The sequence below is a fragment of the Staphylococcus schweitzeri genome (assembly GCF_002902405.1).
GTDB classification, from domain to species: Bacteria; Bacillota; Bacilli; order Staphylococcales; family Staphylococcaceae; genus Staphylococcus; species Staphylococcus schweitzeri.
On sequence record NZ_PPQS01000001.1, the window covers coordinates 35,284 to 61,798 of the forward strand.

Consider the following 26,515-nt stretch of genomic DNA (forward strand, 5'->3'; position numbering starts at 1 on the left):
ATCTATTTACCTAAACAGAATTGGCTGAATAACTGATCGATAAGTTCATCGCTTGCAGTTTCACCAATGATTTCTCCTAATATTTCCCAAGTTCTAGTTAAATCAATTTGTACCATGTCCATAGGTACACCAGATTCTGCTGCATCAATCGCATCTTGTATCGTTTGTCTTGCTTGTTTTAATAATGAAATATGTCTCGAATTAGAAACATAAGTCATATCTTGATTTTGTACTTCTCCACCAAAGAACAAATCACGAATTTGAATTTCTAATTCATCAATACCTTCTTGTTTTAACATTGATGTTTGAATTAAAGGCGTATCACCTATCATCTCTTTAACTTCATCTATGTCTATATTTTGTTCTAGATCCATTTTATTTACAATAACGATTACATCTTCATTTTTTACCACTTCATATAATATGAAATCTTCTTGAGTTAACGCCTCGTTATTGTTTAATACAAATAAAATTAAGTCCGCTTGACTTAACGCCTTTCTAGAACGTTCAACACCAATTTTTTCAACAATGTCTTCTGTCTCTCGGATACCGGCAGTATCAACTAATCTTAACGGTACACCACGAACATTGACGTATTCTTCTAAGACATCTCTAGTCGTACCAGCTACCTCTGTGACGATTGCTTTATTATCTTGTATTAAGTTATTTAACATAGAAGATTTACCAACATTTGGCTTACCAACGATTACTGTAGACAAACCTTCTCGCATAATTTTACCTTGTGCGCCAGTATCTAATAAGCGGTTAATTTCTTGTTTAATTTCTTTAGATCTCTCTAAAAGAAATTCTGTTGTCGCATCTTCAACATCATCGTATTCTGGGTAATCAATATTAACTTCTACTTGCGCGAGTATTTCTAATATAGATTGACGTTGTTTCTTGATTAAATCACTAAGTCGACCTTCAATTTGATTCATTGCAACCTTAGAAGCACGATCTGTTTTCGAACGTATAAAATCCATAACTGCTTCAGCTTGAGATAAATCGATACGACCATTTAAAAAGGCACGCTTCGTAAATTCACCAGGTTCAGCCATCCTAGCACCATGTGTCATAGTAAGTTCTAATACTCTATTTATAGTCAAAATGCCACCATGGCAATTAATTTCAATGATATCTTCTCTAGTAAATGTTTTCGGTGCTCTTAATACAGACACCATAACCTCTTCAACTACTTCTTTAGTATCTGGATCAATAATATGACCATAGTTAATTGTATGAGAAGGTACATCTTTTAATAGATGTTTTCCTTTATATAATTTGTCAGCTATTTCAACAGCTTGTGGTCCAGATAATCGAACAATACCTATCGCTCCTTCACCCATGGGTGTTGAAATACTTGTAATTGTATCTAAATCCATATTACTACTCGCCTCCTTTAATAAGGTATCATTTATTTAAAATGTATTTTTTATACTTCGATAAATACTGAAAAAGTAAAACACAAGAGAAGTTGTATGTCAGTCTAACGTTTGTCTGCGGTTAGACTTCGGGTTGTCTATTTTATACTTTGCCTTCTCCCCTGCCCCATCTTAATTAATCTTTTTATTAAAAACTTTTGCTATTTTAAGTACGTGTTCAAGACTACTTTGAATTTGTAAAGTTGTCATATCTTTTGCTGGCTGTCTCGCTATTACAATAATATCTTTTGCCAATATGTGTGATTTATGTACTTTGAAATTTTCACGAATTGCTCTTTTAATCTTGTTTCTTAGTACTGCATTGCCTAGTTTTTTTGAAACGCTAATACCTAAGCGGAAATGGTCTACTTCTTTATTATTATAAGTGTATACAACAAATTGCCTATTGGCTACAGAATGACCTTTTTTATATATTTTCTGAAAATCTGCATTTTTTTTAATTCGGTAAGTTTTCTCCACTAACATCACTCGCTTATTTATCGTTTTTTATTTAAAGCTATATTTAAACATCTGTTGAGCTTAACGCAAAAATTCTATTTGTTCTTAATTTAAACGAAAAAAAAGATCACTGATGAGTCAGTGATCTTATGCAGATAAAACTTTACGGCCTTTACGACGACGGCGCGCTAAAACTTTACGGCCATTTTTTGTGCTCATGCGTTTTCTGAAACCATGAACTTTACTATGTTTACGTTTATTTGGTTGATAAGTACGTTTTACCATGCAAAACACCTCCATCTTTATACAGTTATCTAATATACCAGATTATGCAGACTCTGATCACTTTAATAGATAAGATTTTGCGTTTCTTAGATTAAAATTCTCGTTTTAGCTCATTGATTATCTAGTCATAATTCAAGCAACTACTACAATATAACAAAATCCTTTTTATAACGCAAGTTCATTTTATATTACTGCTCAATTTTTTACTTTTATCGATTAAAAATAGAAATACACAACACATGTGCTGAAATTTCATTACATCTCTCATAGAGTTCATCTCAAATCTATATATTTACTTAATTTGAATAGCTTATACAGTTCTTATACATACTTTATAAATTATTTCCCAAGCTGTTTTGATACACACACTAATATATTTTATAGAAGAGAAAGTTATCCACTTATGCACAAATGCAGTTTTCAGAATTGTGGATAATTAGAAGTTACACACAAAGTTATACTATTTTTAACAACATATTCACAGCTATTTGACATATTGAGAACTGAAAAAGTATAATTGTGTGGATAAGTCGTCCAACTCATTATTTTATAAGGATTTATTTATTTATTTTTACATAAAAATCACTGTGCATAACTAATAAACATAGTAAAGTTATCCACCGATTGTTATTAACTTGTGGATAATTATTAACATGGTGTGTTTAAAAGTTATCCACGGCTGTTATTTTTGTGTATAACTTAAAAATTTAAGAAAGATGGAGTAAATTTATGTCGGAAAAAGAAATTTGGGAAAAAGTGCTTGAAATTGCTCAAGAAAAATTATCAGCTGTAAGTTACTCAACTTTCCTAAAAGATACCGAGCTTTACACTATTAAAGAGGGTGAAGCTATCGTATTATCGAGTATTCCTTTTAATGCAAATTGGTTAAATCAACAATATGCAGAAATTATCCAAGCTATATTATTTGATGTTGTTGGATATGAAGTGAAACCTCATTTTATTACTACTGAAGAATTAGCAAATTATAGTAATAAAGATGTTGCTACAATACAGGAAACACCAAAACCTTCTACTGAAACAACTGAAGATAATCATGTGCTTGGTAGAGAGCAATTCAATGCCCATAACACATTTGACACATTTGTAATCGGACCTGGTAACCGCTTCCCACATGCAGCAAGTTTAGCCGTTGCCGAAGCACCAGCAAAAGCATATAATCCATTATTTATTTATGGAGGTGTTGGTTTAGGAAAAACCCATTTAATGCATGCCATTGGCCATCATGTTTTAGATAATAATCCAGATGCCAAAGTGATTTACACCTCAAGTGAAAAATTCACAAACGAATTTATCAAATCGATTCGTGATAACGAGGGTGAAGCTTTCAGAGAAAGATATCGTAATATTGACGTCTTATTAATCGATGATATTCAGTTCATTCAAAATAAAGTTCAAACGCAAGAAGAATTTTTCTATACTTTTAATGAATTACATCAGAATAACAAGCAAATCGTTATTTCGAGTGATCGACCACCAAAAGAGATTGCCCAATTAGAAGATCGATTACGTTCACGCTTTGAATGGGGGCTAATTGTTGATATTACGCCACCAGATTACGAAACTCGAATGGCAATTTTGCAAAAGAAAATTGAAGAAGAAAAATTAGATATTCCACCAGAAGCTTTAAATTATATAGCAAATCAAATTCAATCTAATATTCGTGAATTAGAAGGTGCATTAACACGTTTACTTGCATATTCACAATTATTAGGTAAACCAATTACTACTGAACTAACTGCTGAAGCTTTAAAAGATATCATTCAAGCACCAAAATCTAAAAAAATTACAATTCAAGATATTCAAAAGGTAGTAGGTCAGTACTATAGTGTTAGAATTGAAGATTTCAGTGCTAAAAAACGTACAAAGTCAATCGCCTATCCGCGTCAAATAGCTATGTACTTATCTAGAGAGCTTACTGATTTTTCATTACCTAAAATTGGTGAAGAATTTGGCGGGCGTGATCACACAACAGTAATCCATGCTCATGAAAAGATATCTAAAGATTTAAAAGAGGATCCTATTTTTAAACAAGAAGTAGAGAATCTTGAAAAAGAAATAAGAAATATTTAAGTAGAAGGTATATGGGAAATAAAACCTGTTATACAACAGCGATAATAGAAGCTGTCTTTTCGTTTATATTTAATAAATGAAATAGCAAGATGGGTAAAACCTATTTTGTGGATAATGTTTAAAAGTAATACACACCATACACAAGTTATCAACATGTGTATAACTTTGCGAATTCAGTGTTTTTTAGACTTATCCACTAATCCACAGCACCTACTACTATTACTAAGAACTTAAAACCTATATAATTATATATAAACGACTGGAAGGAGTTTAAATTAATGATGGAATTCACTATTAAAAGAGATTATTTTATTACACAATTAAATGACACATTAAAAGCAATATCACCAAGAACAACGCTACCAATTTTAACTGGTATCAAAATCGATGCAAAAGAACATGAAGTGATACTAACTGGTTCAGACTCTGAAATTTCAATCGAAATCACTATTCCTAAAACTGTTGATGGTGAAGATATTGTCAACATTTCAGAAACAGGTTCAGTTGTGTTACCTGGACGATTCTTTGTCGATATTATAAAAAAACTACCTGGTAAAGATGTTAAATTATCTACAAATGAACAATTCCAAACATTAATTACATCAGGTCATTCTGAATTTAATTTAAGTGGCTTAGATCCAGATCAATATCCTTTATTACCACAGGTTTCTAGAGATGATGCAATTCAGTTATCAGTAAAAGTGCTTAAAAATGTGATAGCACAAACGAATTTTGCAGTGTCCACCTCAGAAACACGACCAGTATTGACTGGTGTGAACTGGCTTATACAAGAAAATGAATTAATATGCACAGCGACTGACTCACACCGCTTGGCTGTAAGAAAATTACGATTAGAAGATGTTTCCGAAAATAAAAATGTCATCATTCCAGGTAAAGCTTTAGCTGAATTAAATAAAATTATGTCTGATAGTGAAGAAGACATTGATATCTTCTTTGCTTCAAATCAAGTTTTATTTAAAGTAGGGAATGTAAACTTTATTTCTCGATTATTAGAAGGACATTATCCTGATACAACACGTTTATTCCCAGAAAACTATGAAATTAAGTTAAGCATAGATAATGGCGAATTTTATCATGCAATTGATCGTGCATCATTATTAGCACGTGAAGGTGGCAATAACGTTATTAAATTAAGCACAGGTGACGAAGTAGTTGAACTTTCATCTACATCACCAGAAATTGGTACTGTTAAAGAAGAAGTTGATGCAAATGATGTTGAAGGTGGAAACTTAAAAATTTCTTTCAACTCTAAATATATGATGGACGCTTTAAAAGCAATTGATAATGACGAAGTTGAAGTGGAATTCTTTGGTACAATGAAACCATTCATTCTGAAACCAAAAGGTGACGACTCAGTAACGCAATTAATTTTACCAATTAGAACATACTAAAACTAAACAATCATAAAGGATGACGTGATTATTTAAAACGTCATCCTTTATTTTTTTGAACAAGATTAAAATAAAAGTGACAGCATTTTAAATGGTGAATAAAAAGCTTGAATGAAATTTATGATAGAAATGTCATGATTTATATAATTGCGCTCAAATGCCCCTTAAATTTCAAATTTTAAATTGCTAACAGGTAGATTGAAAAATGATAGTAAAACATAGTTGAAAAGAACTTTGAAATTAAAATTAGAGATATCAAGAAAAATAATGAATAAATTATTCATATGTAAACGGTTTTTCCCTCTCTTTTAAATGAAATTTGTGACAAAAAAAGGTATAATATATTAATGACATACAAAGAAATGGAGTGATTATTTTGGTTCAAGAAGTTGTAGTAGAAGGCGACATCAATTTAGGTCAATTTCTAAAAACAGAAGGGATTATTGAGTCTGGTGGTCAAGCAAAATGGTTTTTGCAAGACGTTGAAGTATTAATTAATGGAGTGCGTGAAACACGTCGCGGTAAAAAATTAGAACATCAAGATCGTATAGATATCCCAGAGTTACCTGAAGATGCTGGTTCTTTCTTAATCATTCATCAAGGTGAACAATGAAATTAAATACACTCCAATTAGAAAACTATCGTAACTATGATGAGGTTACGTTGAAGTGTCATCCTGATGTGAATATCCTCATTGGAGAAAATGCACAAGGAAAGACAAATTTACTTGAATCCATCTATACTTTAGCTTTAGCAAAAAGTCATAGAACGAGTAATGATAAGGAACTCATACGTTTTGACGCTGATTATGCTAAAATAGAAGGTGAGCTTAGTTATAGACATGGCACGATGCCACTAACGATGTTTATAACTAAAAAAGGTAAACAAGTCAAAGTGAATCACTTAGAACAAAGTCGACTAACACAATATGTTGGTCATCTTAATGTGGTTCTTTTTGCGCCAGAAGATTTAAATATTGTTAAAGGCTCTCCTCAAATAAGACGACGCTTTATAGATATGGAGTTGGGCCAAATTTCTGCTGTTTACTTAAATGATTTAGCTCAATACCAACGTATTTTAAAGCAAAAGAATAACTACTTGAAACAGTTACAACTAGGTCAGAAAAAAGACCTGACTATGCTGGAAGTATTAAATCAGCAATTTGCTGAGTATGCTTTAAAAGTAACTGATAAACGTGCACATTTTATTCAAGAGCTAGAATCATTAGCAAAACCGATTCATGCTGGGATTACAAATGATAGGGAAACGTTGTCGCTGAATTATTTACCTAGTCTTAAAGTTGATTATGCTCAAAGTGAAGCGGCACGTCTTGAAGAAATTATGTCTATTCTAAGTGATAACATGCAAAGAGAAAAAGAGCGTGGAATCAGCTTATTTGGACCACATCGAGATGATATTAGTTTTGATGTAAATGGCATGGATGCACAAACTTATGGTTCTCAAGGTCAGCAACGTACAACGGCATTGTCCATTAAGCTAGCTGAAATTGAATTAATGAATATCGAAGTTGGGGAATACCCCATCTTATTATTAGACGATGTACTTAGTGAATTAGATGATTCACGTCAAACGCATTTATTAAGTACAATTCAGCATAAAGTACAAACATTTGTCACTACGACATCTGTTGATGGTATTGATCATGAAATTATGAATAACGCTAAATTGTATCGTATTAATCAAGGTGAAATTATAAAGTAACAGAAAGCGATGGTGACTGCATTGTCAGATGTAAACAACACGGATAATTATGGTGCTGGGCAAATACAAGTATTAGAAGGTTTAGAAGCAGTACGTAAAAGACCAGGTATGTATATTGGTTCAACTTCAGAAAGAGGTTTGCACCATTTAGTATGGGAAATCGTTGATAACAGTATCGACGAAGCATTAGCTGGTTATGCAAACCAAATTGAAGTCGTTATTGAAAAAGATAACTGGATTAAAGTAACAGATAACGGACGTGGTATCCCTGTTGATATTCAAGAAAAAATGGGGCGTCCAGCAGTTGAAGTTATTTTAACAGTATTACATGCTGGTGGTAAATTTGGCGGCGGTGGATACAAAGTATCTGGTGGTTTACACGGTGTTGGTTCATCAGTAGTAAACGCACTGTCACAAGATTTAGAAGTATATGTACACAGAAATGAGACAATCTATCATCAGGCATACAAAAAAGGTGTACCTCAATTTGATTTAAAAGAAGTTGGTACAACTGATAAAACAGGTACTGTCATTCGTTTTAAAGCAGATGGAGAAATCTTTACAGAGACAACAATATATAATTATGAAACGTTACAGCAACGTATTAGAGAGCTTGCCTTCTTAAATAAAGGTATTCAAATTACGTTAAGAGATGAACGTGATGAAGACAATATTCGTGAAGACTCCTATCACTATGAGGGTGGTATTAAATCGTACGTTGAATTATTAAATGAAAAGAAAGAACCAATTCATGATGAGCCAATTTATATACATCAATCTAAAGATGATATCGAAGTGGAAATTGCGATTCAATACAACTCGGGATATGCTACGAATCTGTTAACTTACGCAAATAATATTCATACGTATGAAGGTGGTACGCATGAAGATGGATTCAAACGTGCATTAACGCGTGTTTTAAATAGTTATGGTTTAAGTAGCAAGATTATGAAAGAAGACAAAGATAGACTTTCTGGTGAAGATACGCGTGAAGGTATGACTGCAATTATATCTATTAAACATGGTGATCCTCAATTTGAAGGTCAAACAAAGACGAAATTAGGTAACTCTGAAGTACGTCAAGTTGTAGATAAATTGTTCTCTGAGCATTTTGAAAGATTTTTATATGAAAATCCACAAGTCGCACGTACAGTGGTTGAAAAAGGTATTATGGCGGCACGTGCGCGTGTTGCAGCGAAAAAAGCACGTGAAGTAACACGTCGTAAGTCAGCATTAGATGTTGCGAGTTTACCTGGTAAACTCGCAGATTGTTCTAGTAAAAGTCCTGAAGAATGTGAAATCTTCTTAGTCGAGGGTGACTCTGCCGGGGGGTCTACAAAATCTGGGCGTGACTCTAGAACACAAGCCATTCTTCCATTACGAGGAAAGATATTAAATGTTGAGAAGGCTAGATTAGACCGAATTTTAAATAACAATGAAATTCGTCAAATGATTACAGCATTCGGTACAGGTATTGGTGGCGATTTTGATCTAGCAAAAGCACGCTACCATAAAATCGTAATTATGACCGATGCAGATGTCGATGGTGCACATATTAGAACATTGTTACTTACATTCTTCTATCGATTTATGAGACCGTTAATCGAAGCAGGTTATGTATACATTGCACAACCACCGTTATATAAATTAACACAAGGTAAACAAAAGTATTATGTTTACAATGATAGAGAACTTGAAAAACTTAAATCTGAATTGAATCCAACGCCAAAATGGTCAATTGCACGATATAAAGGTCTTGGTGAAATGAATGCAGATCAATTATGGGAAACAACTATGAATCCTGAACACCGTGCATTATTACAAGTGAAACTTGAAGATGCAATTGAAGCGGACCAAACATTTGAAATGTTAATGGGTGACGTGGTAGAAAACCGTAGACAATTTATAGAAGATAATGCAGTTTATGCAAACTTAGACTTCTAAGCGCTGTGAACTGAACTTTTGAAGGAGGATCTCTTGATGGCTGAATTACCTCAATCAAGAATAAATGAACGAAATATTACCAGTGAAATGCGTGAATCATTTTTAGATTATGCGATGAGTGTTATTGTTGCTCGTGCATTGCCAGATGTTCGTGATGGTTTAAAACCAGTACATCGTCGTATACTTTATGGATTGAATGAACAAGGTATGACACCGGATAAATCATATAAAAAATCAGCGCGTATCGTTGGTGACGTAATGGGTAAATATCACCCTCACGGTGACTCATCTATTTATGAAGCAATGGTACGTATGGCTCAAGATTTTAGTTATCGTTATCCGCTTGTTGATGGTCAAGGTAACTTTGGTTCAATGGATGGAGACGGTGCAGCAGCAATGCGTTATACTGAGGCACGTATGACTAAAATTACACTTGAACTGTTACGTGATATTAATAAAGATACAATAGATTTTATCGATAACTATGATGGTAATGAAAGAGAGCCTTCAGTCTTACCAGCACGTTTTCCTAACTTATTAGCAAACGGTGCATCAGGTATTGCTGTAGGTATGGCAACAAATATACCACCACATAACTTAACTGAATTAATCAATGGGGTGCTTAGTTTAAGTAAGAATCCTGATATTTCAATAGCTGAGTTAATGGAAGATATTGAAGGTCCTGATTTTCCAACTGCTGGTCTTATTTTAGGTAAAAGTGGAATTAGACGTGCTTATGAAACAGGTCGTGGTTCAATTCAAATGCGCTCTCGTGCAGAAATTGAAGAACGTGGTGGTGGTCGTCAACGTATTGTTGTTACTGAAATTCCTTTCCAAGTGAATAAAGCACGTATGATTGAAAAAATTGCAGAGCTCGTTCGTGACAAGAAAATTGACGGTATCACTGATTTACGTGATGAAACAAGTTTACGTACTGGTGTGCGTGTCGTTATTGATGTACGTAAGGATGCAAATGCTAGTGTTATTTTAAATAACTTATACAAACAAACACCTCTTCAAACATCATTTGGTGTGAATATGATTGCACTTGTAAATGGTAGACCGAAGCTTATTAATTTAAAAGAAGCCTTGGTACATTATTTAGAGCATCAAAAGACAGTTGTTAGAAGACGTACGCAATACAACTTACGTAAAGCTAAAGATCGTGCCCACATTTTAGAAGGATTACGTATCGCACTTGACCATATCGACGAAATTATTTCAACAATTCGTGAATCAGATACAGATAAAGTTGCCATGGAAAGCTTGCAACAACGCTTTAAACTTTCTGAGAAACAAGCACAAGCGATTTTAGACATGCGTTTGAGACGCTTAACAGGTTTAGAACGTGACAAAATTGAAGCAGAATATAATGAACTATTAAATTATATTAGTGAATTAGAAGCAATTTTAGCTGATGAAGAAGTATTACTACAATTAGTTAGAGATGAATTAACAGAAATTCGAGATCGTTTTGGTGATGATCGTCGTACTGAAATCCAACTAGGTGGATTTGAAGATTTAGAAGATGAAGATCTCATTCCAGAAGAACAAATTGTAATTACATTGAGCCATAATAACTACATTAAACGTTTGCCGGTATCTACATATCGTGCTCAAAACCGTGGTGGTCGTGGTGTTCAAGGTATGAATACTTTAGAAGAAGACTTTGTTAGTCAATTAGTAACTTTAAGTACACATGATCATGTATTGTTCTTTACTAACAAAGGACGTGTTTATAAACTTAAAGGTTATGAAGTGCCTGAGTTATCAAGACAATCTAAAGGTATTCCTGTAGTTAATGCTATTGAACTTGAAAATGATGAAGTAATTAGTACAATGATTGCTGTAAAAGACCTTGAAAGTGAAGAAAACTTCTTAGTGTTTGCAACGAAACGTGGAATTGTAAAACGTTCAGCATTAAGTAACTTCTCAAGAATTAACAGAAATGGTAAGATTGCTATTTCATTCAGAGAAGACGATGAGTTAATTGCAGTTCGCTTAACAAGTGGTCAAGAAGATATCCTGATCGGTACTTCTCATGCATCATTAATTCGATTCCCTGAATCAACATTACGTCCTTTAGGTCGTACTGCAACAGGAGTGAAAGGTATTACACTTCGTGAAGGCGATGAAGTTATAGGACTTGATGTTGCTCACGAAAATAGTGTAGATGAAGTTTTAGTTGTTACTGAAAATGGTTATGGTAAACGTACGCCAGTTAATGACTATCGCTTATCAAATCGTGGTGGTAAAGGTATTAAGACTGCAACGATTACTGAACGTAATGGTAATGTTGTTTGTATTACAACTGTTACTGGTGAAGAAGATTTAATGATTGTTACGAATGCAGGTGTTATTATTCGACTAGATGTTGCAGATATTTCACAAAATGGTCGTGCAGCTCAAGGTGTTCGTTTAATTCGCTTAGGTGATGATCAATTTGTTTCTACTGTTGCTAAAGTAAAAGAAGATGCAGCGAATGAAGATGAGCAAACAACTTCTGCTATATCTGAAGATGGTACAGAGCAACGACATGAAGCGGTTGTAAATGATGAAACACCAGGAAATGCAATTCATACTGAAGTGATTGAATCAGAGGAAACTGATGACGATGGACGTATTGAAGTAAGACAAGATTTTATGGATCGTGTTGAAGAAGATATACAACAAACATCAGACGACGATGATGAAGAATAACATAAAAAATAAGACTTCCCTGAATGTAGGGGAGTCTTATTTTTATGCCATAATATATAGGGTTTAGCCATCATTATGGCATTTTAGTTAAGCAATAAATGAAACAATTAACTTTCTAATTGTTTCATTGCGTAAGGTATTTCATTGATAAGTCTTGATGGTGGCACCACATACATATCTTTTGCAAGATTTTCACCAATGAAACTATGGGTATATGTGGCACTCATAACAGCTTCTTTTAAATTATCAAATTGACCTACAAAACTTGTAATCATACCAGCAAGAGTATCACCCATACCGCCAGTAGCCATTGCAGGGCTTCCAATTGTCAATTTAAAATCTTCGTCTTTAAAGAAAATTTCAGTACCATGTTTTTTTAGTACAACTGTTGCACCTAAACGATTTACCGCTTCACGATTACGTTCATATGTCTGCTCCTCAATAGGAATACCACTTAATCGCTCCCATTCTTTGAGGTGCGGAGTAAAAATCACACGACATGTAGGTAATTGTGGTTTCAATTTACTAAAGATTGTAATGGCATCGCCGTCTACGATTAAATTTTGATGCGGTTGTATATTTTGTAGTAGGAATGTAATGGCATTATTCCCTTTGAAATCAACACCAAGACCCGGACCAATTAGTATACTGTCAGTCATTTCAATCATTTTCGTTAACATTTTCGTATCATTAATATCAATAACCATCGCTTCTGGGCAACGAGAATGTAATGCTGAGTGATTCGTTGGATGTGTTGCTACAGTGATTAAACCACTACCGCTAAATACACATGCTCGAGCCGCTAACATAATGGCACCACCTAAGTTAGCAGATCCACCTATTAATAAAATTTTGCCATAATCACCTTTATGTGAATCTTCTTTACGCTTAGGAATGTTAATAGAATTTAACGTTTCCATAGTGATATAACCTCCCATGTAAAAGCTTTTTTTCGAATATATTCAATTTTAAAAATATATAGTAAGTTTTAACAAATTGTATTATAAATATGTTAATTCATCATGATTTGCCGCTAAATACAATAGAAAATACTATACCTGTATATGCAATTCGTCAATAGATAAATTATTAAATATGCTTACAATAATCTTAATATTCTTTAACACGTTACAATAGTGCTCTGATAATAGACTATAAATGTACTTAAAATCATTGTTTCCATAAAAATGAAAACGTATACTTCAAAGAGGATGGGTTACTTAATATAAATAAGGGGGTAACATGTATGACATTATATTTAGATGGAGAAACACTTAAAATTGAGGATATTAAATCATTTTTACAACAACAAGCGAAGATAGAAATTGTTGATGAGGCGTTAGAACGTGTCAAAAAAAGTAGAGATGTAGTTGAACGTATTATTGAAAATGAAGAAACAGTTTATGGTATTACAACAGGATTCGGATTATTTAGTGATGTGCGTATAGACCCAACACAATACAATGAATTACAAGTGAACTTGATACGTTCACATGCCTGTGGATTAGGTGAGCCATTTTCAAAAGAAGTGGCACTCGTCATGATGGTATTAAGGTTAAACACATTATTAAAAGGGCATTCAGGTGCTACTTTAGACCTCGTAAGACAATTACAATTCTTTATAAATGAGCGTATTATACCAGTGATACCGCAACAAGGTTCACTCGGTGCATCAGGAGATTTAGCGCCATTATCACATTTAGCATTAGCGTTGATTGGTGAAGGGAAAGTGTTTTATAAAGATGTAGAAATGGATAGTGACGATGTATTAAGTGAATTAAATAGACAACCTTTGAAACTTAAGGCTAAAGAAGGTTTAGCGTTGATTAATGGTACGCAAGCTATGACAGCTCAAGGTGTTATTAGTTATATAGAAGCAGAAGGTTTAGGTTATCAATCTGAATGGATTGCAGCATTAACACATCAGTCGCTCAATGGGATTATAGATGCATATCGTCATGAAGTGCATGCTGTTCGAAATTTTCAAGAACAGATTAATGTGGCAGCGCGTATGCGTGATTGGTTAGAAGGATCAACATTGACGACACGACAAGCAGAAATACGTGTACAAGACGCATATACGTTGCGTTGTATTCCACAAATTCATGGCGCAAGTTTTCAAGTATTTAACTATGTAAAACAGCAATTAGAATTTGAAATGAATGCGGCTAATGATAATCCACTTATATTTGAGGAAACAGATGAAACATTTGTCATTTCTGGTGGTAACTTCCATGGACAACCGATTGCTTTTGCATTAGATCATCTTAAATTAGGTGTAAGTGAATTAGCAAATGTATCGGAACGTCGTCTAGAGCGACTGGTAAATCCTCAGTTAAATGGCGATTTACCAGCATTTCTTAGTCCGGAACCTGGATTGCAAAGTGGTGCAATGATTATGCAATATGCTGCAGCAAGCCTTGTTTCTGAAAATAAAACTTTAGCTCATCCTGCAAGTGTAGATTCTATTACATCGTCTGCGAATCAAGAAGATCATGTATCTATGGGTACCACAGCTGCTAGACATGGTTATCAAATTATTGAAAATGCAAGACGTGTGTTGGCAATTGAGTGTGTTATTGCATTACAAGCAGCAGAGTTGAAAGGTATCGAAGGATTATCACCAAAAACACGTCGCAAGTATGATGAGTTTCGAAGTATAGTGCCATCTATTACACATGACCGTCAATTTCATAAAGATATTGAAGCGGTTGCACATTATTTAAAGCAATCAATTTATCAAACAACTGCATGTCACTAAATCGACATGAATTAAGTTCTTAATCGTTACTTGAAAAAGCAAATATAGTTTGCTATATTAAAACTAACTTAATAAGACATTGTTCGTAGGACAAGTAATATATAGTGCTTGATGTCAGAGAGCTTGTGGTTAGTGTGAACAAGAATCAACATGTATATGAATCTACCTACTTATTGAAAGAACAATCGGTAATAACCGTTATTTTAGTGAAGTGCAATTTAGATTTTAGTGTATAACTATATCTAAAATTGTTAAATAGGGTGGCAACGCGTAGACCACGTCCCTTGTAGGGATGTGGTCTTTTTTTATTTTCTAAAAAATAAAGACGTACGTCATTCCATAATAAATGATAATTATTTGGGAAAGGATGAAGGTTAATGTTAGACATTAGATTATTCAGAAATGAGCCTGACACAGTTAAGAGCAAAATTGAATTACGTGGAGATGATCCAAAAGTTGTAGATGAAATTTTAGAATTGGATGAGCAACGACGTAAGTTAATTAGTGCAACAGAAGAAATGAAAGCACGTCGTAATAAAGTAAGTGAAGAAATCGCATTAAAAAAACGTAATAAAGAAAATGCTGATGATGTGATTGCTGAAATGCGCACATTAGGTGACGATATTAAAGAAAAAGATAGTCAATTAAATGAAATAGATAATAAAATGATAGGTATCCTTTGTCGTATTCCAAATTTAATAAGTGATGATGTACCTCAAGGTGAATCTGATGAAGATAACGTTGAAGTTAAAAAATGGGGTACACCACGTGAGTTCTCATTTGAACCAAAAGCACATTGGGACATTGTAGAAGAATTGAAAATGGCTGATTTTGATCGTGCAGCAAAAATTTCAGGTGCGCGTTTTGTATACTTAACAAATGAAGGTGCGCAATTAGAGCGTGCTTTAATGAACTATATGATTACAAAACATACAACTCAACACGGTTATACAGAAATGATGGTTCCACAGCTTGTGAATGCAGATACAATGTATGGTACAGGTCAATTACCTAAATTTGAAGAAGACTTATTTAAAGTAGAAAAAGAAGGATTATATACAATTCCAACTGCTGAAGTACCTTTAACGAATTTCTATCGTAATGAAATTATTCAACCAGGTGTGCTTCCTGAAAAATTCACTGGTCAATCTGCATGTTTCCGTAGTGAAGCAGGTTCAGCAGGTAGAGATACAAGAGGATTAATTCGTTTACACCAATTCAATAAAGTAGAAATGGTACGTTTCGAACAACCTGAAGATTCATGGAATGCTTTAGAAGAAATGACAACAAATGCAGAAGCAATTCTTGAAGAATTAGGTTTGCCATATCGTCGTGTTATTTTATGTACTGGTGATATCGGTTTTAGCGCAAGTAAAACATATGATTTAGAAGTTTGGTTACCAAGTTACAATGACTATAAAGAAATTAGTTCATGTTCTAACTGTACTGATTTCCAAGCGCGTCGTGCAAATATTCGCTTCAAACGTGATAAAGCAGCTAAACCTGAATTAGCACATACTTTAAATGGCAGTGGTTTAGCAGTTGGACGTACATTTGCTGCTATCGTTGAAAATTATCAAAATGAAGATGGAACAGTAACAATTCCAGAAGCTTTAGTACCATTTATGGGTGGTAAAACACAAATTTCAAAACCAGTTAAATAATTAAAGGTTTACAAAAAAAAGTGGTGACGAATCTATCACCACTTTTTTTGTTGCAGAAATTAATATTATTATGCCATTGTAAACAACTCAAATGCATGAAGTTTTTCACTCTATTTGTCAGTGTAATTGTAGAAATAACGATGAATCATCAGGATAGAGCAAATTTATATTAACTATCACCATAGTTAATGATGTGATGCATATATACTACACTTGATGCATGAATAGGAAGAGTTATGACAATTAAATATTAACAGAGTAGGGGAAGGGGAGTGTATGTAGAATAAACAGTATAAAAAATATCACAAAAGACGTAAAAGAACATTAGTAAACTACTTTGCTACCAGACGAAGGTTTTATAAAAATGCAGGGATGTCTTAAGTTTTATCCGAAAATTCCGATAAATAAAATACTGTAGCAACGAGGTTTTTAAACGGAGGTAAGACTAACGTAAGACAAACCGAAGTCTAATTTTATTGCTTGTGTGTGAGAAGTGTATTAGACTAGATATATTATTTTTACATAATTATAAACATTTAAAATATTAAAGAGGGAGTTGGACAGATGACATCGCATTTAAGTTTCAGGCAAGGCATAAAAGAATGTATTCCTACTTTGTTTGGATATGCAGGTGTTGGTATTTCATTTGGTATTGTAGCTGCATCACAAAATTTTAGTATTTTAGAAATAACATTGTTATGTCTTATTATATACGCTGGTGCCGCTCAGTTTATTATGTGTGCGTTGTTTATTGCAGGAACGCCCATATCAGCGATTGTATTAACTGTATTCATTGTAAATTCTAGAATGTTTCTCTTGAGTATGTCGCTTGCGCCAAATTATAAAACATATGGTTTTTGGAACCGTATAGGATTAGGTACATTAGTAACTGATGAAACATTTGGTGTCGCGATTACACCTTATTTAAAGGGGGAACCCATCAACGATCGATGGTTGCATGGACTGAATATAACGGCATATTTATTTTGGACAGTTTCATCTGTCGCTGGTGCTTTATTTGGAAAATATATTTCAAACCCCCAAGCATTAGGTTTAGATTTTGCAATTACAGCTATGTTTATCTTTTTGGCAATCGCACAATTCGAATCAATCACTAAGTCACGATTAAGAATATACATTGTATTAGTTATTGTAGTAATTGTAATGATGTTATCTTTAAGCATATTTATGCCTTCTTACCTTGCTATATTATTTGCAGCAACAATGGCGGCAGTGTTAGGAGTGATGATGGAACGATGACAACGAATATGAACATGTTAATACTTATTTTATTATGCGGTATCGTAACGCTACTAATTCGAATCATTCCCTTCATTATGATTTCTAAAGTACAGTTACCAGATGTCGTTGTTCGCTGGCTTTCATTTATTCCTATTACATTATTTACGGCATTAGTCATCGATAGCATCATTCAACAAACACCACATAGCGATGGATATACACTAAACATACCCTATATCATTGCGTTAATTCCTACTGTTATTTTATCGATAATTACACGCAGTTTAACTATTACAATTATTAGTGGGATTATTATCATGGCTGCACTAAGATTTTTCTTTTAAAAATATTTTAAAATCATTGAACAGATATTTAAACTTAGGTAAACTGATATTAATCAGAAAATTCTGATATACAAATTGTTTATAGCGATTTGGGAAATTGTACATATAAAACAATTTGGCTAATCATAAGATTTAGATAACAATAATTTCAAATGATAAAAAGTAATTCATGACTTAAACTCAACTAAACACATAACAATTTCATATTTCTTATTGTGAGAAGTTGAGGGACTTGGCCCTGTGATACTTCAGCAACCGACTTTATAGCACGGTGCTAAAACCAACGAGTTACTCGAATGATAAGTAAATAAACTTCTTACTTTTCAATAGGGTAAGAAGTTTTTTATTTAAGGAGGAAAGGACAATGACAAATTACACAGTAGATACTTTAAATTTAGGGGAATTTATAACAGAATCTGGGGAAGTCATAGATAACTTACGTTTACGATATGAACATGTAGGTTATTATGGACAACCACTAGTTGTAGTTTGTCATGCATTAACCGGTAATCATTTAACATATGGTACAGATGATAATCCTGGATGGTGGCGAGAAATTATTGATGGTGGATATATGCCCATCAACGACTATCAATTTTTAACCTTCGATGTCATAGGAAGTCCCTTTGGCTCAAGTTCACCTTTGAATGATGCTCATTTTCCTAAAAATCTAACATTACGAGATATCGTTAGAGCTAACGAATTAGGTATTCGAGCACTGGGACATGACAAGATTAATATATTAATAGGTGGAAGTCTTGGTGGTATGCAAGCAATGGAATTATTGTATAACCAACAATTTCAAGTAGATAAAGCTATCATTCTTGCTGCTACTAGTAGAACTTCATCATACAGCAGAGCTTTCAATGAAATTGCAAGACAATCGATTCATATTGGTGGTAAAGAAGGATTGAGTATTGCACGTCAGTTAGGTTTTTTGACATATCGGTCATCTAAAAGTTACGATGAACGTTTCACACCAGAAGAAGTCGTAGCATATCAACAACATCAAGGTAATAAATTTAAAGAGCATTTCGACTTGAATTGCTATTTAACGCTGCTTGATGTTTTAGACAGCCACAACATTGACCGCGGTCGTACGGATGTAACGCATGTTTTTAAAAATTTAGAAACAAAGGTGTTAACAATGGGATTTATTGATGATTTATTGTATCCAGATGATCAAGTACGCGCCTTAGGTGAACGATTTAAATATCACCGTCATTTCTTTGTGCCTGATAACGTAGGGCATGATGGGTTCCTACTAAATTTTAATACGTGGGCACCTAATTTATATCATTTTTTAAATTTAAAGCATTTCAAACGTAAATAATATCATTTCGTTTTTCTTAAAAATGAGACGTCGAAACTATAGTTACTAAATTTGAATAAATGACATAAATACTTAATGGAAATGGCTGTATCTAAAATGCGATATAGTTATTGTTAAACATTGAAGCATATTAGCTTCAAAGCAGGTATCATAAAGACAATATAACAATCTATATGGCATGTGTTGTTAGTTATAAAACAAGAAAAATAGTAATCAATTAAATATAATAGAAAGAGATAACCTATAAATTGTTAATTTCTATTAAAGAGGTTAAAATAATAGCTATAGTTAAAAATATGGGAGTGGCTTATGTGTTTTCAAAAATACAACCTAAAGCAACAATGATTGCAACAATAATGTTGATATTTGTCGCTTTAGCTTTATATCAAATGCCTGGTTTAGGACTAGTATTTGCATTATTTGCAACCATACCAGGTATCGTTTTATGGAATAAATCAACACAATCTTTTGGAATTAGTGCACTTATTACAGTGATTATAACAACCATTCTAGGTAATACTTTCGTTTTAAGTGCTATTATATTAGTCTTAATCGCAAGTTTAATCATCGGTCAATTATTAAAAGAAAAGACATCTAAAGAGAGAATTTTATACGTAACAACCGTAGCGATGAGTTTGATTTCATTAATCGCATTCATGTTACTTCAAACGTTCGGGAAAATCCCGCCTTCTGCGAGCATAGTAAAACCTTTCAAGCAATCACTGCATGAAGTAATTACAATGAGTGGTGCTGATGCGAATATGACCAAAATGCTTGAAGAAGGGTTTAGACAAGCAACTGTTCAATTACCTGGCTTTATCATTATCATTACATTTTTAATTGTCTTAATTAACTTAATCATTACATTTCCGATTTTACGAAAATTTAAAATCGCAACACCTGTATTTAAGCCTCTTTTCGCTTGGCAAATGAGCGGCATTTTATTATGGATATACATTATTGTTATCATATGCTTATTGTTTACAGGTCAACCAAGTGTGTTCCAGAGCATACTTTTAAACTTCCAACTTGTGTTATCATTAGTGATGTATATTCAAGGTTTAAGTGTTATTCATTTCTTTGGGAAAGCGAAAGGCTTACCAAATGCAGTAACGATTTTACTACTGATTATCGGTACATTACTGACACCTACGACACATATTGTAGGATTACTTGGTGTTATCGATTTAAGTTTGAATTTGAAGCGAATCATGAAAAATAATTCTAAAAAGTGAATAGAGGTGGAATAATGAATCGGCAGTCCACTAAGAAAGCTTTACTAATACCATTTCTCATCATGATCATCACAGCAATTGTTTTAATGGGTGTATGGTTTATCTTTAATAGTCTTATAGCGTTAATTGCATCTATCGTTCTTGTCGTGATGATAATTGTAAGCGTCGTTTTATTTAGACAAGCTTTAATGAAAATGGATAATTATGTAGATGGTTTGAGTGCGCAAATTTCAACAATTAATAATAAAGCCATCAAACATTTACCAATCGGTATTATTGTTTTAGATGAAAATGATCATATCGAATGGGTTAACCAATTTATGACAGATCATATGGAAGCAAATGTTATTTCAGAATCTGTAAACGAAGTATTTCCAAACATTTTAAAGCAATTAGAAAGAATGAAATTCGTTGAAATAGAATATAACCAGTATCATTTCCGAGTACGTTATTCTGAAAATGATCACTGTCTCTACTTCTTTGATATAACTGAACAAATACAAACAAATGAGCTATATGAAAATTCTAAACCGATTATTGCGACATTATTTTTAGATAACTACGATGAGATTACGCAAAATATGAATGATACACAGCGCTCGGAAATCAATTCAATGGTAACGCGTGTCATTAGTCGATGGGCAACTGAGTATAATATATTCTTTAAAAGGTATAGCTCCGATCAATTCGTAGCCTATTTAAATCAAAAAATATTAGCGGACTTAGAAGAGTCTAAATTTGATATTTTAAGTCAATTACGTGAAAAGAGTGTTGGTTATCGCGCTCAATTAACATTGAGTATCGGTGTTGGTGAAGGTACTGAAAACTTAATAGATTTAGGTGAGTTGTCTCAATCAGGATTAGACTTAGCATTAGGACGTGGTGGTGACCAAGTTGCTATTAAGAGTATCAATGGCAATGTGCGTTTCTATGGTGGTAAGACTGACCCAATGGAGAAACGTACTCGTGTAAGAGCACGTGTTATCTCACATGCTTTAAAAGATATCCTTGTAGAGGGTGACAAAGTCATTATTATGGGACATAAACGTCCTGACTTAGATGCAATCGGTGCAGCAATTGGGGTATCTCGATTTGCGATGATGAATAATTTAGAAGCGTACATCGTATTAAATGAGACAGACATTGATCCTACATTACGACGCGTGATGAATGAAATTGATAAAAAGCCAGAGTTAAGAGAGCGATTTATTACGTCAGATGATGCTTGGGATATGATGACATCTAAGACTACCGTAGTGATTGTTGATACGCATAAACCGGAACTAGTTTTAGATGAAAATGTCTTAAATAAAGCCAACCGTAAAGTGGTTATTGATCATCATAGACGTGGAGAAAGCTTTATTTCTAATCCATTGTTGATATATATGGAACCATATGCAAGTTCAACAGCTGAACTTGTAACAGAATTATTGGAATATCAACCGACAGAACAACGTTTAACACGTCTTGAATCAACTGTAATGTATGCAGGTATTATTGTAGACACAAGAAACTTTACATTACGTACAGGTTCAAGAACGTTTGATGCAGCGAGTTATTTACGTGCACATGGTGCAGATACGATTTTAACGCAACATTTCTTAAAAGATGATGTAGATACTTACATTAATCGATCTGAATTAATTCGAACAGTAAAAGTTGAAGACAATGGCATAGCAATTGCTCATGGTTCAGACGATAAAATTTATCATCCAGTAACAGTTGCACAAGCGGCAGATGAACTGTTAAGTTTAGAAGGTATAGAAGCATCGTATGTTGTTGCGAGACGTGAAGATAATTTGATAGGTATATCAGCACGCTCACTCGGTTCAGTAAATGTCCAGTTAACAATGGAAGCACTTGGTGGCGGTGGACATTTAACTAATGCTGCAACACAACTTAAAGGTGTTACAGTTGAACAAGCGATAGCACAATTACAACAAGCAATTACAGAACAATTAAGTAGGAGTGAAGATGCATGAAAGTAATTTTTACACAAGATGTTAAAGGTAAAGGTAAAAAAGGTGAAGTTAAAGAAGTACCAGTAGGTTATGCAAATAACTTCTTATTGAAAAAGAATTATGCTGTAGAAGCAACACCAGGTAACCTTAAACAATTAGAGTTACAGAAAAAACGTGCAAAACAAGAACGCCAACAAGAAATTGAAGATGCTAAAGCATTAAAAGAAACATTATCAAATATCGAAGTTGAAGTATCAGCTAAAACTGGTGAAGGCGGTAAGTTGTTTGGGTCAGTAAGTACGAAACAAATTGCTGAAGCATTAAAAGCACAACACGAAATTAAAATCGATAAACGTAAAATGGATTTACCAAATGGAATCCATTCATTAGGATATACGAATGTACCAGTTAAATTGGATAAAGAAGTTGAAGGTACAATTCGCGTACACACAGTTGAACAATAAAGTTGGATTGAAATAAGAGGTGTAACCATTCATGGATAGAATGTATGAGCAAAACCAAATGCCACATAGCAATGAAGCTGAACAGTCTGTCTTAGGTTCAATTATTATCGATCCAGAATTGATTAATACTACTCAGGAAGTGTTGCTTCCTGAGTCGTTTTATAGGGGTGCCCATCAACATATTTTCCGTGCTATGATGCACTTAAATGAAGATAATAAAGAAATTGATGTTGTAACATTGATGGATCAATTATCAAGTGAAGGTACGTTGAATGAAGCGGGTGGTCCGCAATATCTTGCAGAGTTATCTACAAATGTACCAACGACACGAAATGTTCAGTATTATACGGACATTGTTTCTAAGCATGCATTAAAACGTAGATTGATTCAGACTGCAGATAGTATTGCCAATGATGGATATAATGATGAACTTGAACTAGATGCGATATTAAGTGATGCAGAACGGCGTATTTTAGAGCTATCATCTTCTCGCGAAAGTGATGGCTTTAAAGATATTCGTGACGTCTTAGGACAAGTATATGAAACAGCTGAAGAGCTTGATCAAAATAGTGGTCAAACGCCAGGCATCCCTACAGGATATCGAGATTTAGACCAAATGACAGCTGGGTTTAATCGTAATGATTTAATTATCCTTGCAGCGCGTCCATCTGTAGGTAAGACTGCGTTCGCACTTAACATTGCCCAAAAAGTTGCAACACACGAAGATATGTATACAGTTGGTATTTTCTCGCTAGAGATGGGTGCTGATCAGTTAGCAACACGTATGATTTGTAGTTCAGGTAATGTTGACTCAAACCGATTAAGAACAGGTACTATGACTGAGGAAGACTGGAGTCGATTCACGATTGCTGTCGGTAAATTGTCGCGTACGAAGATTTTTATCGACGATACTCCAGGTATTCGAATTAATGATTTACGATCTAAATGTCGTCGATTAAAACAAGAACATGGTTTAGACATGATTGTGATTGACTACTTACAGTTGATTCAAGGTAGCGGCTCACGTGCCTCGGATAACAGGCAACAAGAAGTTTCTGAAATTTCTCGTACATTAAAAGCATTAGCTCGTGAATTAGAATGTCCAGTTATCGCATTGAGTCAGTTATCTCGTGGTGTTGAACAACGACAAGATAAACGTCCAATGATGAGTGATATTCGTGAATCTGGTTCGATTGAACAAGATGCCGATATTGTTGCATTCTTATACCGTGATGATTACTATAACCGTGGCGGTGATGAAGATGATGACGATGATGGTGGTTTCGAGCCACAAACGAATGATGAAAATGGTGAAATTGAAATCATCATTGCTAAGCAGCGTAACGGTCCAACAGGTACAGTTAAGTTACACTTTATGAAACAATATAATAAATTTACAGACATCGATTATGCACATGCAGATATGATGTAAAAAAAGTTTTTCCGTACAATGTTTATCTTGATGATAAAATTGTACGGTTTTTATTTTGTTCTGAATACGTTATTATATGTTAAGTTTGTGTATTGTAGACGACTTGAAAACACTATAAACAGCTTATTTAAAGGGTTTTTGAAGCGTTTTAGCACATTTGTGAAAATGATTTTCCTTTTAGAATGCATGAAAAATAATGTTCGATTTTTATTTGCATTATGGTCTCGATATTGGTAGAATATCAAATGGTTAAATGAGAAAAACTTGGAGGTGCTCACATGTCATCAATCGTAGTAGTTGGGACACAATGGGGAGACGAAGGAAAAGGAAAGATTACGGATTTCTTAGCAGAACAATCGGATGTTATCGCACGTTTTTCAGGTGGTAATAATGCAGGCCATACAATTCAGTTTGGCGGAGAGACATATAAATTACATTTAGTACCATCTGGTATCTTTTACAAAGATAAATTAGCAGTAATCGGTAACGGTGTCGTTGTTGATCCAGTTGCACTATTAAAAGAATTAGACGGATTAAATGAACGTGGCATTTCTACAAGTAATTTACGTATATCTAATCGTGCGCAAGTGATTTTACCATATCACTTAGCTCAAGATGAATACGAAGAACGTTTACGCGGAGATAATAAAATCGGTACAACTAAAAAAGGTATCGGTCCAGCATATGTAGATAAAGTTCAACGTATCGGTATTCGTATGGCAGATTTACTTGAAAAAGACACATTCGAAAGATTATTAAAATCAAACATTGAATATAAACAAGCATATTTCAAAGGTATGTTTAACGAAACATGTCCATCTTTTGATGAGATCTTTGAAGAATACTTTGCAGCAGGTCAACGTCTAAAAGAATTTGTAACAGATACATCAAAAATCTTAGACGATGCATTTGTTGCAGATGAAAAGGTGCTTTTCGAAGGTGCACAAGGTGTAATGTTAGATATCGACCACGGTACATATCCATTCGTTACATCAAGTAATCCAATTGCAGGTAATGTTACTGTAGGTACAGGTGTAGGTCCAACATTCGTTTCCAAAGTAATTGGTGTATGTAAAGCTTATACATCACGTGTTGGTGATGGCCCATTCCCTACAGAATTATTCGATGAAGATGGACATCATATTAGAGAAGTTGGTCGTGAATACGGTACAACAACAGGACGTCCACGTCGTGTAGGTTGGTTTGATTCAGTTGTATTACGTCACTCTCGTCGTGTAAGTGGTATTACAGATTTATCTATTAACTCAATCGATGTTTTAACAGGCTTAGACACAGTGAAAATCTGTACAGCTTATGAATTAGATGGTAAAGAAATCACTGAGTACCCAGCAAACTTAGATCAATTAAAACGTTGTAAACCAATCTTTGAAGAGTTGCCAGGTTGGACAGAAGACGTAACAAGTGTACGTACTTTAGAAGAATTACCTGAAAATGCACGTAAATATTTAGAGCGTATTTCAGAATTATGTAATGTACAAATTTCTATCTTTTCAGTTGGTCCAGATAGAGAACAAACAAACTTATTAAAAGAATTGTGGTAGAACTTTATACAAGTAATGCACAATAATTATAAACGCATGAGCCTTCTATCTTTATCGGTGGAAGGCTCTTATTATGTTTGCTTCTGAATCGATTTGATTATTTAGATAAAAAATACTAATGTAAAGGTGATATTTGTTAGTCATAATTTTGAAGATTAGATGATATTTAACGAAAATTAAGATGAAATACTTGAATGTAAGAAGTCTGATATCGAAAATAGCTATTAAAATAGAGTAGACGTAAGTGTGAATGAAGGTGATGAAAATAGAAAAAAATCAAAAATAGAGTAAATTTTATAATAAGTAGACTGACAATAAAATGCAATTTTTCACTTATAACATAGTTCAAAAAATAATAGCAAAATTATGTAAAAAATATCTTGTCATGTTAAGTTTGGCTGTGCTATAATCTATCTTGTGCTTAAGAACGGCTCCTTGGTCAAGCGGTTAAGACACCGCCCTTTCACGGCGGTAACACGGGTT

The 26,515-nt window shown here is 33.7% G+C and carries 20 protein-coding genes, 1 riboswitch and 1 other annotated feature; of the genes, 16 read left to right on the forward strand and 4 right to left on the reverse strand.

All coding sequences use genetic code 11. The features are described from left to right. Positions 1–2: 2 nt before the first annotated feature. From mnmE to rpmH, 3 genes are all read right to left on the reverse strand, one after another. On the reverse strand, positions 3–1,382 hold the full coding sequence (gene mnmE, locus CD116_RS00195) for a tRNA uridine-5-carboxymethylaminomethyl(34) synthesis GTPase MnmE (RefSeq protein WP_047548276.1): 1,380 nt from the start codon (positions 1,380–1,382) through the stop codon (positions 3–5). A gap of 171 nt (positions 1,383–1,553) precedes the next feature. After that, positions 1,554–1,907, reverse strand: a complete 354-nt coding sequence (gene rnpA / locus CD116_RS00200) for a ribonuclease P protein component (protein ID WP_078101642.1) — start codon at positions 1,905–1,907, stop codon at positions 1,554–1,556. A gap of 120 nt (positions 1,908–2,027) precedes the next feature. Next, positions 2,028–2,165 carry a 50S ribosomal protein L34 gene (gene rpmH, locus CD116_RS00205; RefSeq protein WP_000240855.1) on the reverse strand — a complete coding sequence of 46 codons (138 nt, stop codon included), beginning with the start codon at positions 2,163–2,165 and terminating at the stop codon, positions 2,028–2,030. Between the two features lie 729 nt (positions 2,166–2,894). On the opposite strand from rpmH, the gene dnaA reads away from it, so the two are divergent. From dnaA to gyrA, 6 genes are all read left to right on the forward strand, one after another. Further along, positions 2,895–4,256 (forward strand): chromosomal replication initiator protein DnaA, encoded by a 1,362-nt coding sequence (gene dnaA, locus CD116_RS00210; RefSeq protein WP_047548279.1) that lies wholly within the window; start codon positions 2,895–2,897, stop codon positions 4,254–4,256. Between the two features lie 278 nt (positions 4,257–4,534). Then, on the forward strand, positions 4,535–5,668 hold the full coding sequence (gene dnaN, locus CD116_RS00215; RefSeq protein ID WP_078101643.1) for a DNA polymerase III subunit beta: 1,134 nt from the start codon (positions 4,535–4,537) through the stop codon (positions 5,666–5,668). A 367-nt stretch (positions 5,669–6,035) separates the two neighbouring features. Then, on the forward strand, positions 6,036–6,281 hold the full coding sequence (gene yaaA, locus CD116_RS00220) for a S4 domain-containing protein YaaA (protein ID WP_001789359.1): 246 nt from the start codon (positions 6,036–6,038) through the stop codon (positions 6,279–6,281). Beyond that, positions 6,278–7,390 (forward strand): DNA replication/repair protein RecF, encoded by a 1,113-nt coding sequence (gene recF / locus CD116_RS00225; RefSeq protein ID WP_047424454.1) that lies wholly within the window; start codon positions 6,278–6,280, stop codon positions 7,388–7,390. The genes yaaA and recF overlap by 4 nt, the downstream gene beginning before the upstream one ends. A gap of 9 nt (positions 7,391–7,399) precedes the next feature. Further along, positions 7,400–9,334: a DNA topoisomerase (ATP-hydrolyzing) subunit B gene (gene gyrB / locus CD116_RS00230; RefSeq protein ID WP_031787634.1), complete on the forward strand. Its 1,935-nt coding sequence runs from the start codon at positions 7,400–7,402 to the stop codon at positions 9,332–9,334. Between the two features lie 36 nt (positions 9,335–9,370). After that, positions 9,371–12,034, forward strand: a complete 2,664-nt coding sequence (gene gyrA / locus CD116_RS00235; protein WP_047530325.1) for a DNA gyrase subunit A — start codon at positions 9,371–9,373, stop codon at positions 12,032–12,034. A 107-nt stretch (positions 12,035–12,141) separates the two neighbouring features. On the opposite strand, the gene CD116_RS00240 is transcribed toward gyrA, so the two are convergent. Beyond that, complete coding sequence (locus tag CD116_RS00240) at positions 12,142–12,954, reverse strand: NAD(P)H-hydrate dehydratase (protein ID WP_047424448.1); 813 nt, start codon at positions 12,952–12,954, stop codon at positions 12,142–12,144. Positions 12,955–13,280: 326 nt separating this feature from the next. Between CD116_RS00240 and hutH the strand changes: the two genes are divergently transcribed. The 10 genes from hutH (at position 13,281) to CD116_RS00300 (ending at position 26,032) form a co-directional block, all read left to right on the forward strand. Next, the gene (hutH, locus tag CD116_RS00245; protein WP_047530328.1) at positions 13,281–14,795 is read left to right on the forward strand and encodes a histidine ammonia-lyase; all 1,515 of its coding nucleotides are present in this window, start codon (positions 13,281–13,283) and stop codon (positions 14,793–14,795) included. A 74-nt stretch (positions 14,796–14,869) separates the two neighbouring features. Then, positions 14,870–15,083: a binding site (T-box leader), on the forward strand. A gap of 89 nt (positions 15,084–15,172) precedes the next feature. Beyond that, a complete protein-coding gene (gene serS / locus CD116_RS00255) occupies positions 15,173–16,459 on the forward strand; it encodes a serine--tRNA ligase (protein ID WP_047548282.1) in 1,287 nt (428 codons plus the stop codon). A gap of 564 nt (positions 16,460–17,023) precedes the next feature. After that, positions 17,024–17,719: an AzlC family ABC transporter permease gene (locus tag CD116_RS00260; RefSeq protein ID WP_047548285.1), complete on the forward strand. Its 696-nt coding sequence runs from the start codon at positions 17,024–17,026 to the stop codon at positions 17,717–17,719. Next, positions 17,716–18,045, forward strand: a complete 330-nt coding sequence (locus CD116_RS00265) for an AzlD domain-containing protein (protein WP_047548289.1) — start codon at positions 17,716–17,718, stop codon at positions 18,043–18,045. Before CD116_RS00260 ends, CD116_RS00265 begins: the two co-directional genes overlap by 4 nt. Positions 18,046–18,252: 207 nt before the next feature. Then, positions 18,253–18,351: riboswitch (SAM riboswitch) on the forward strand. Between the two features lie 58 nt (positions 18,352–18,409). Next, positions 18,410–19,378, forward strand: coding sequence for a homoserine O-acetyltransferase MetX (metX, locus tag CD116_RS00270; RefSeq protein WP_047424438.1), 969 nt, complete (start codon positions 18,410–18,412; stop codon positions 19,376–19,378). Between the two features lie 296 nt (positions 19,379–19,674). After that, positions 19,675–20,613, forward strand: a complete 939-nt coding sequence (locus CD116_RS00275; protein WP_078101659.1) for a YybS family protein — start codon at positions 19,675–19,677, stop codon at positions 20,611–20,613. Between the two features lie 14 nt (positions 20,614–20,627). Continuing rightward, entirely contained in the window at positions 20,628–22,595 is a 1,968-nt protein-coding gene (gene gdpP, locus CD116_RS00280) for a cyclic-di-AMP phosphodiesterase GdpP (RefSeq protein WP_047548295.1), read from the forward strand. Further along, on the forward strand, positions 22,592–23,038 hold the full coding sequence (rplI, locus tag CD116_RS00285; protein WP_047530335.1) for a 50S ribosomal protein L9: 447 nt from the start codon (positions 22,592–22,594) through the stop codon (positions 23,036–23,038). Before gdpP ends, rplI begins: the two co-directional genes overlap by 4 nt. A 31-nt stretch (positions 23,039–23,069) precedes the next feature. Next, the gene (gene dnaB / locus CD116_RS00290) at positions 23,070–24,470 is read left to right on the forward strand and encodes a replicative DNA helicase (RefSeq protein ID WP_047448535.1); all 1,401 of its coding nucleotides are present in this window, start codon (positions 23,070–23,072) and stop codon (positions 24,468–24,470) included. A gap of 278 nt (positions 24,471–24,748) precedes the next feature. Next, positions 24,749–26,032 carry an adenylosuccinate synthase gene (locus CD116_RS00300; protein ID WP_047548299.1) on the forward strand — a complete coding sequence of 428 codons (1,284 nt, stop codon included), beginning with the start codon at positions 24,749–24,751 and terminating at the stop codon, positions 26,030–26,032. The last annotated feature ends 483 nt before the right edge of the window (positions 26,033–26,515 follow it).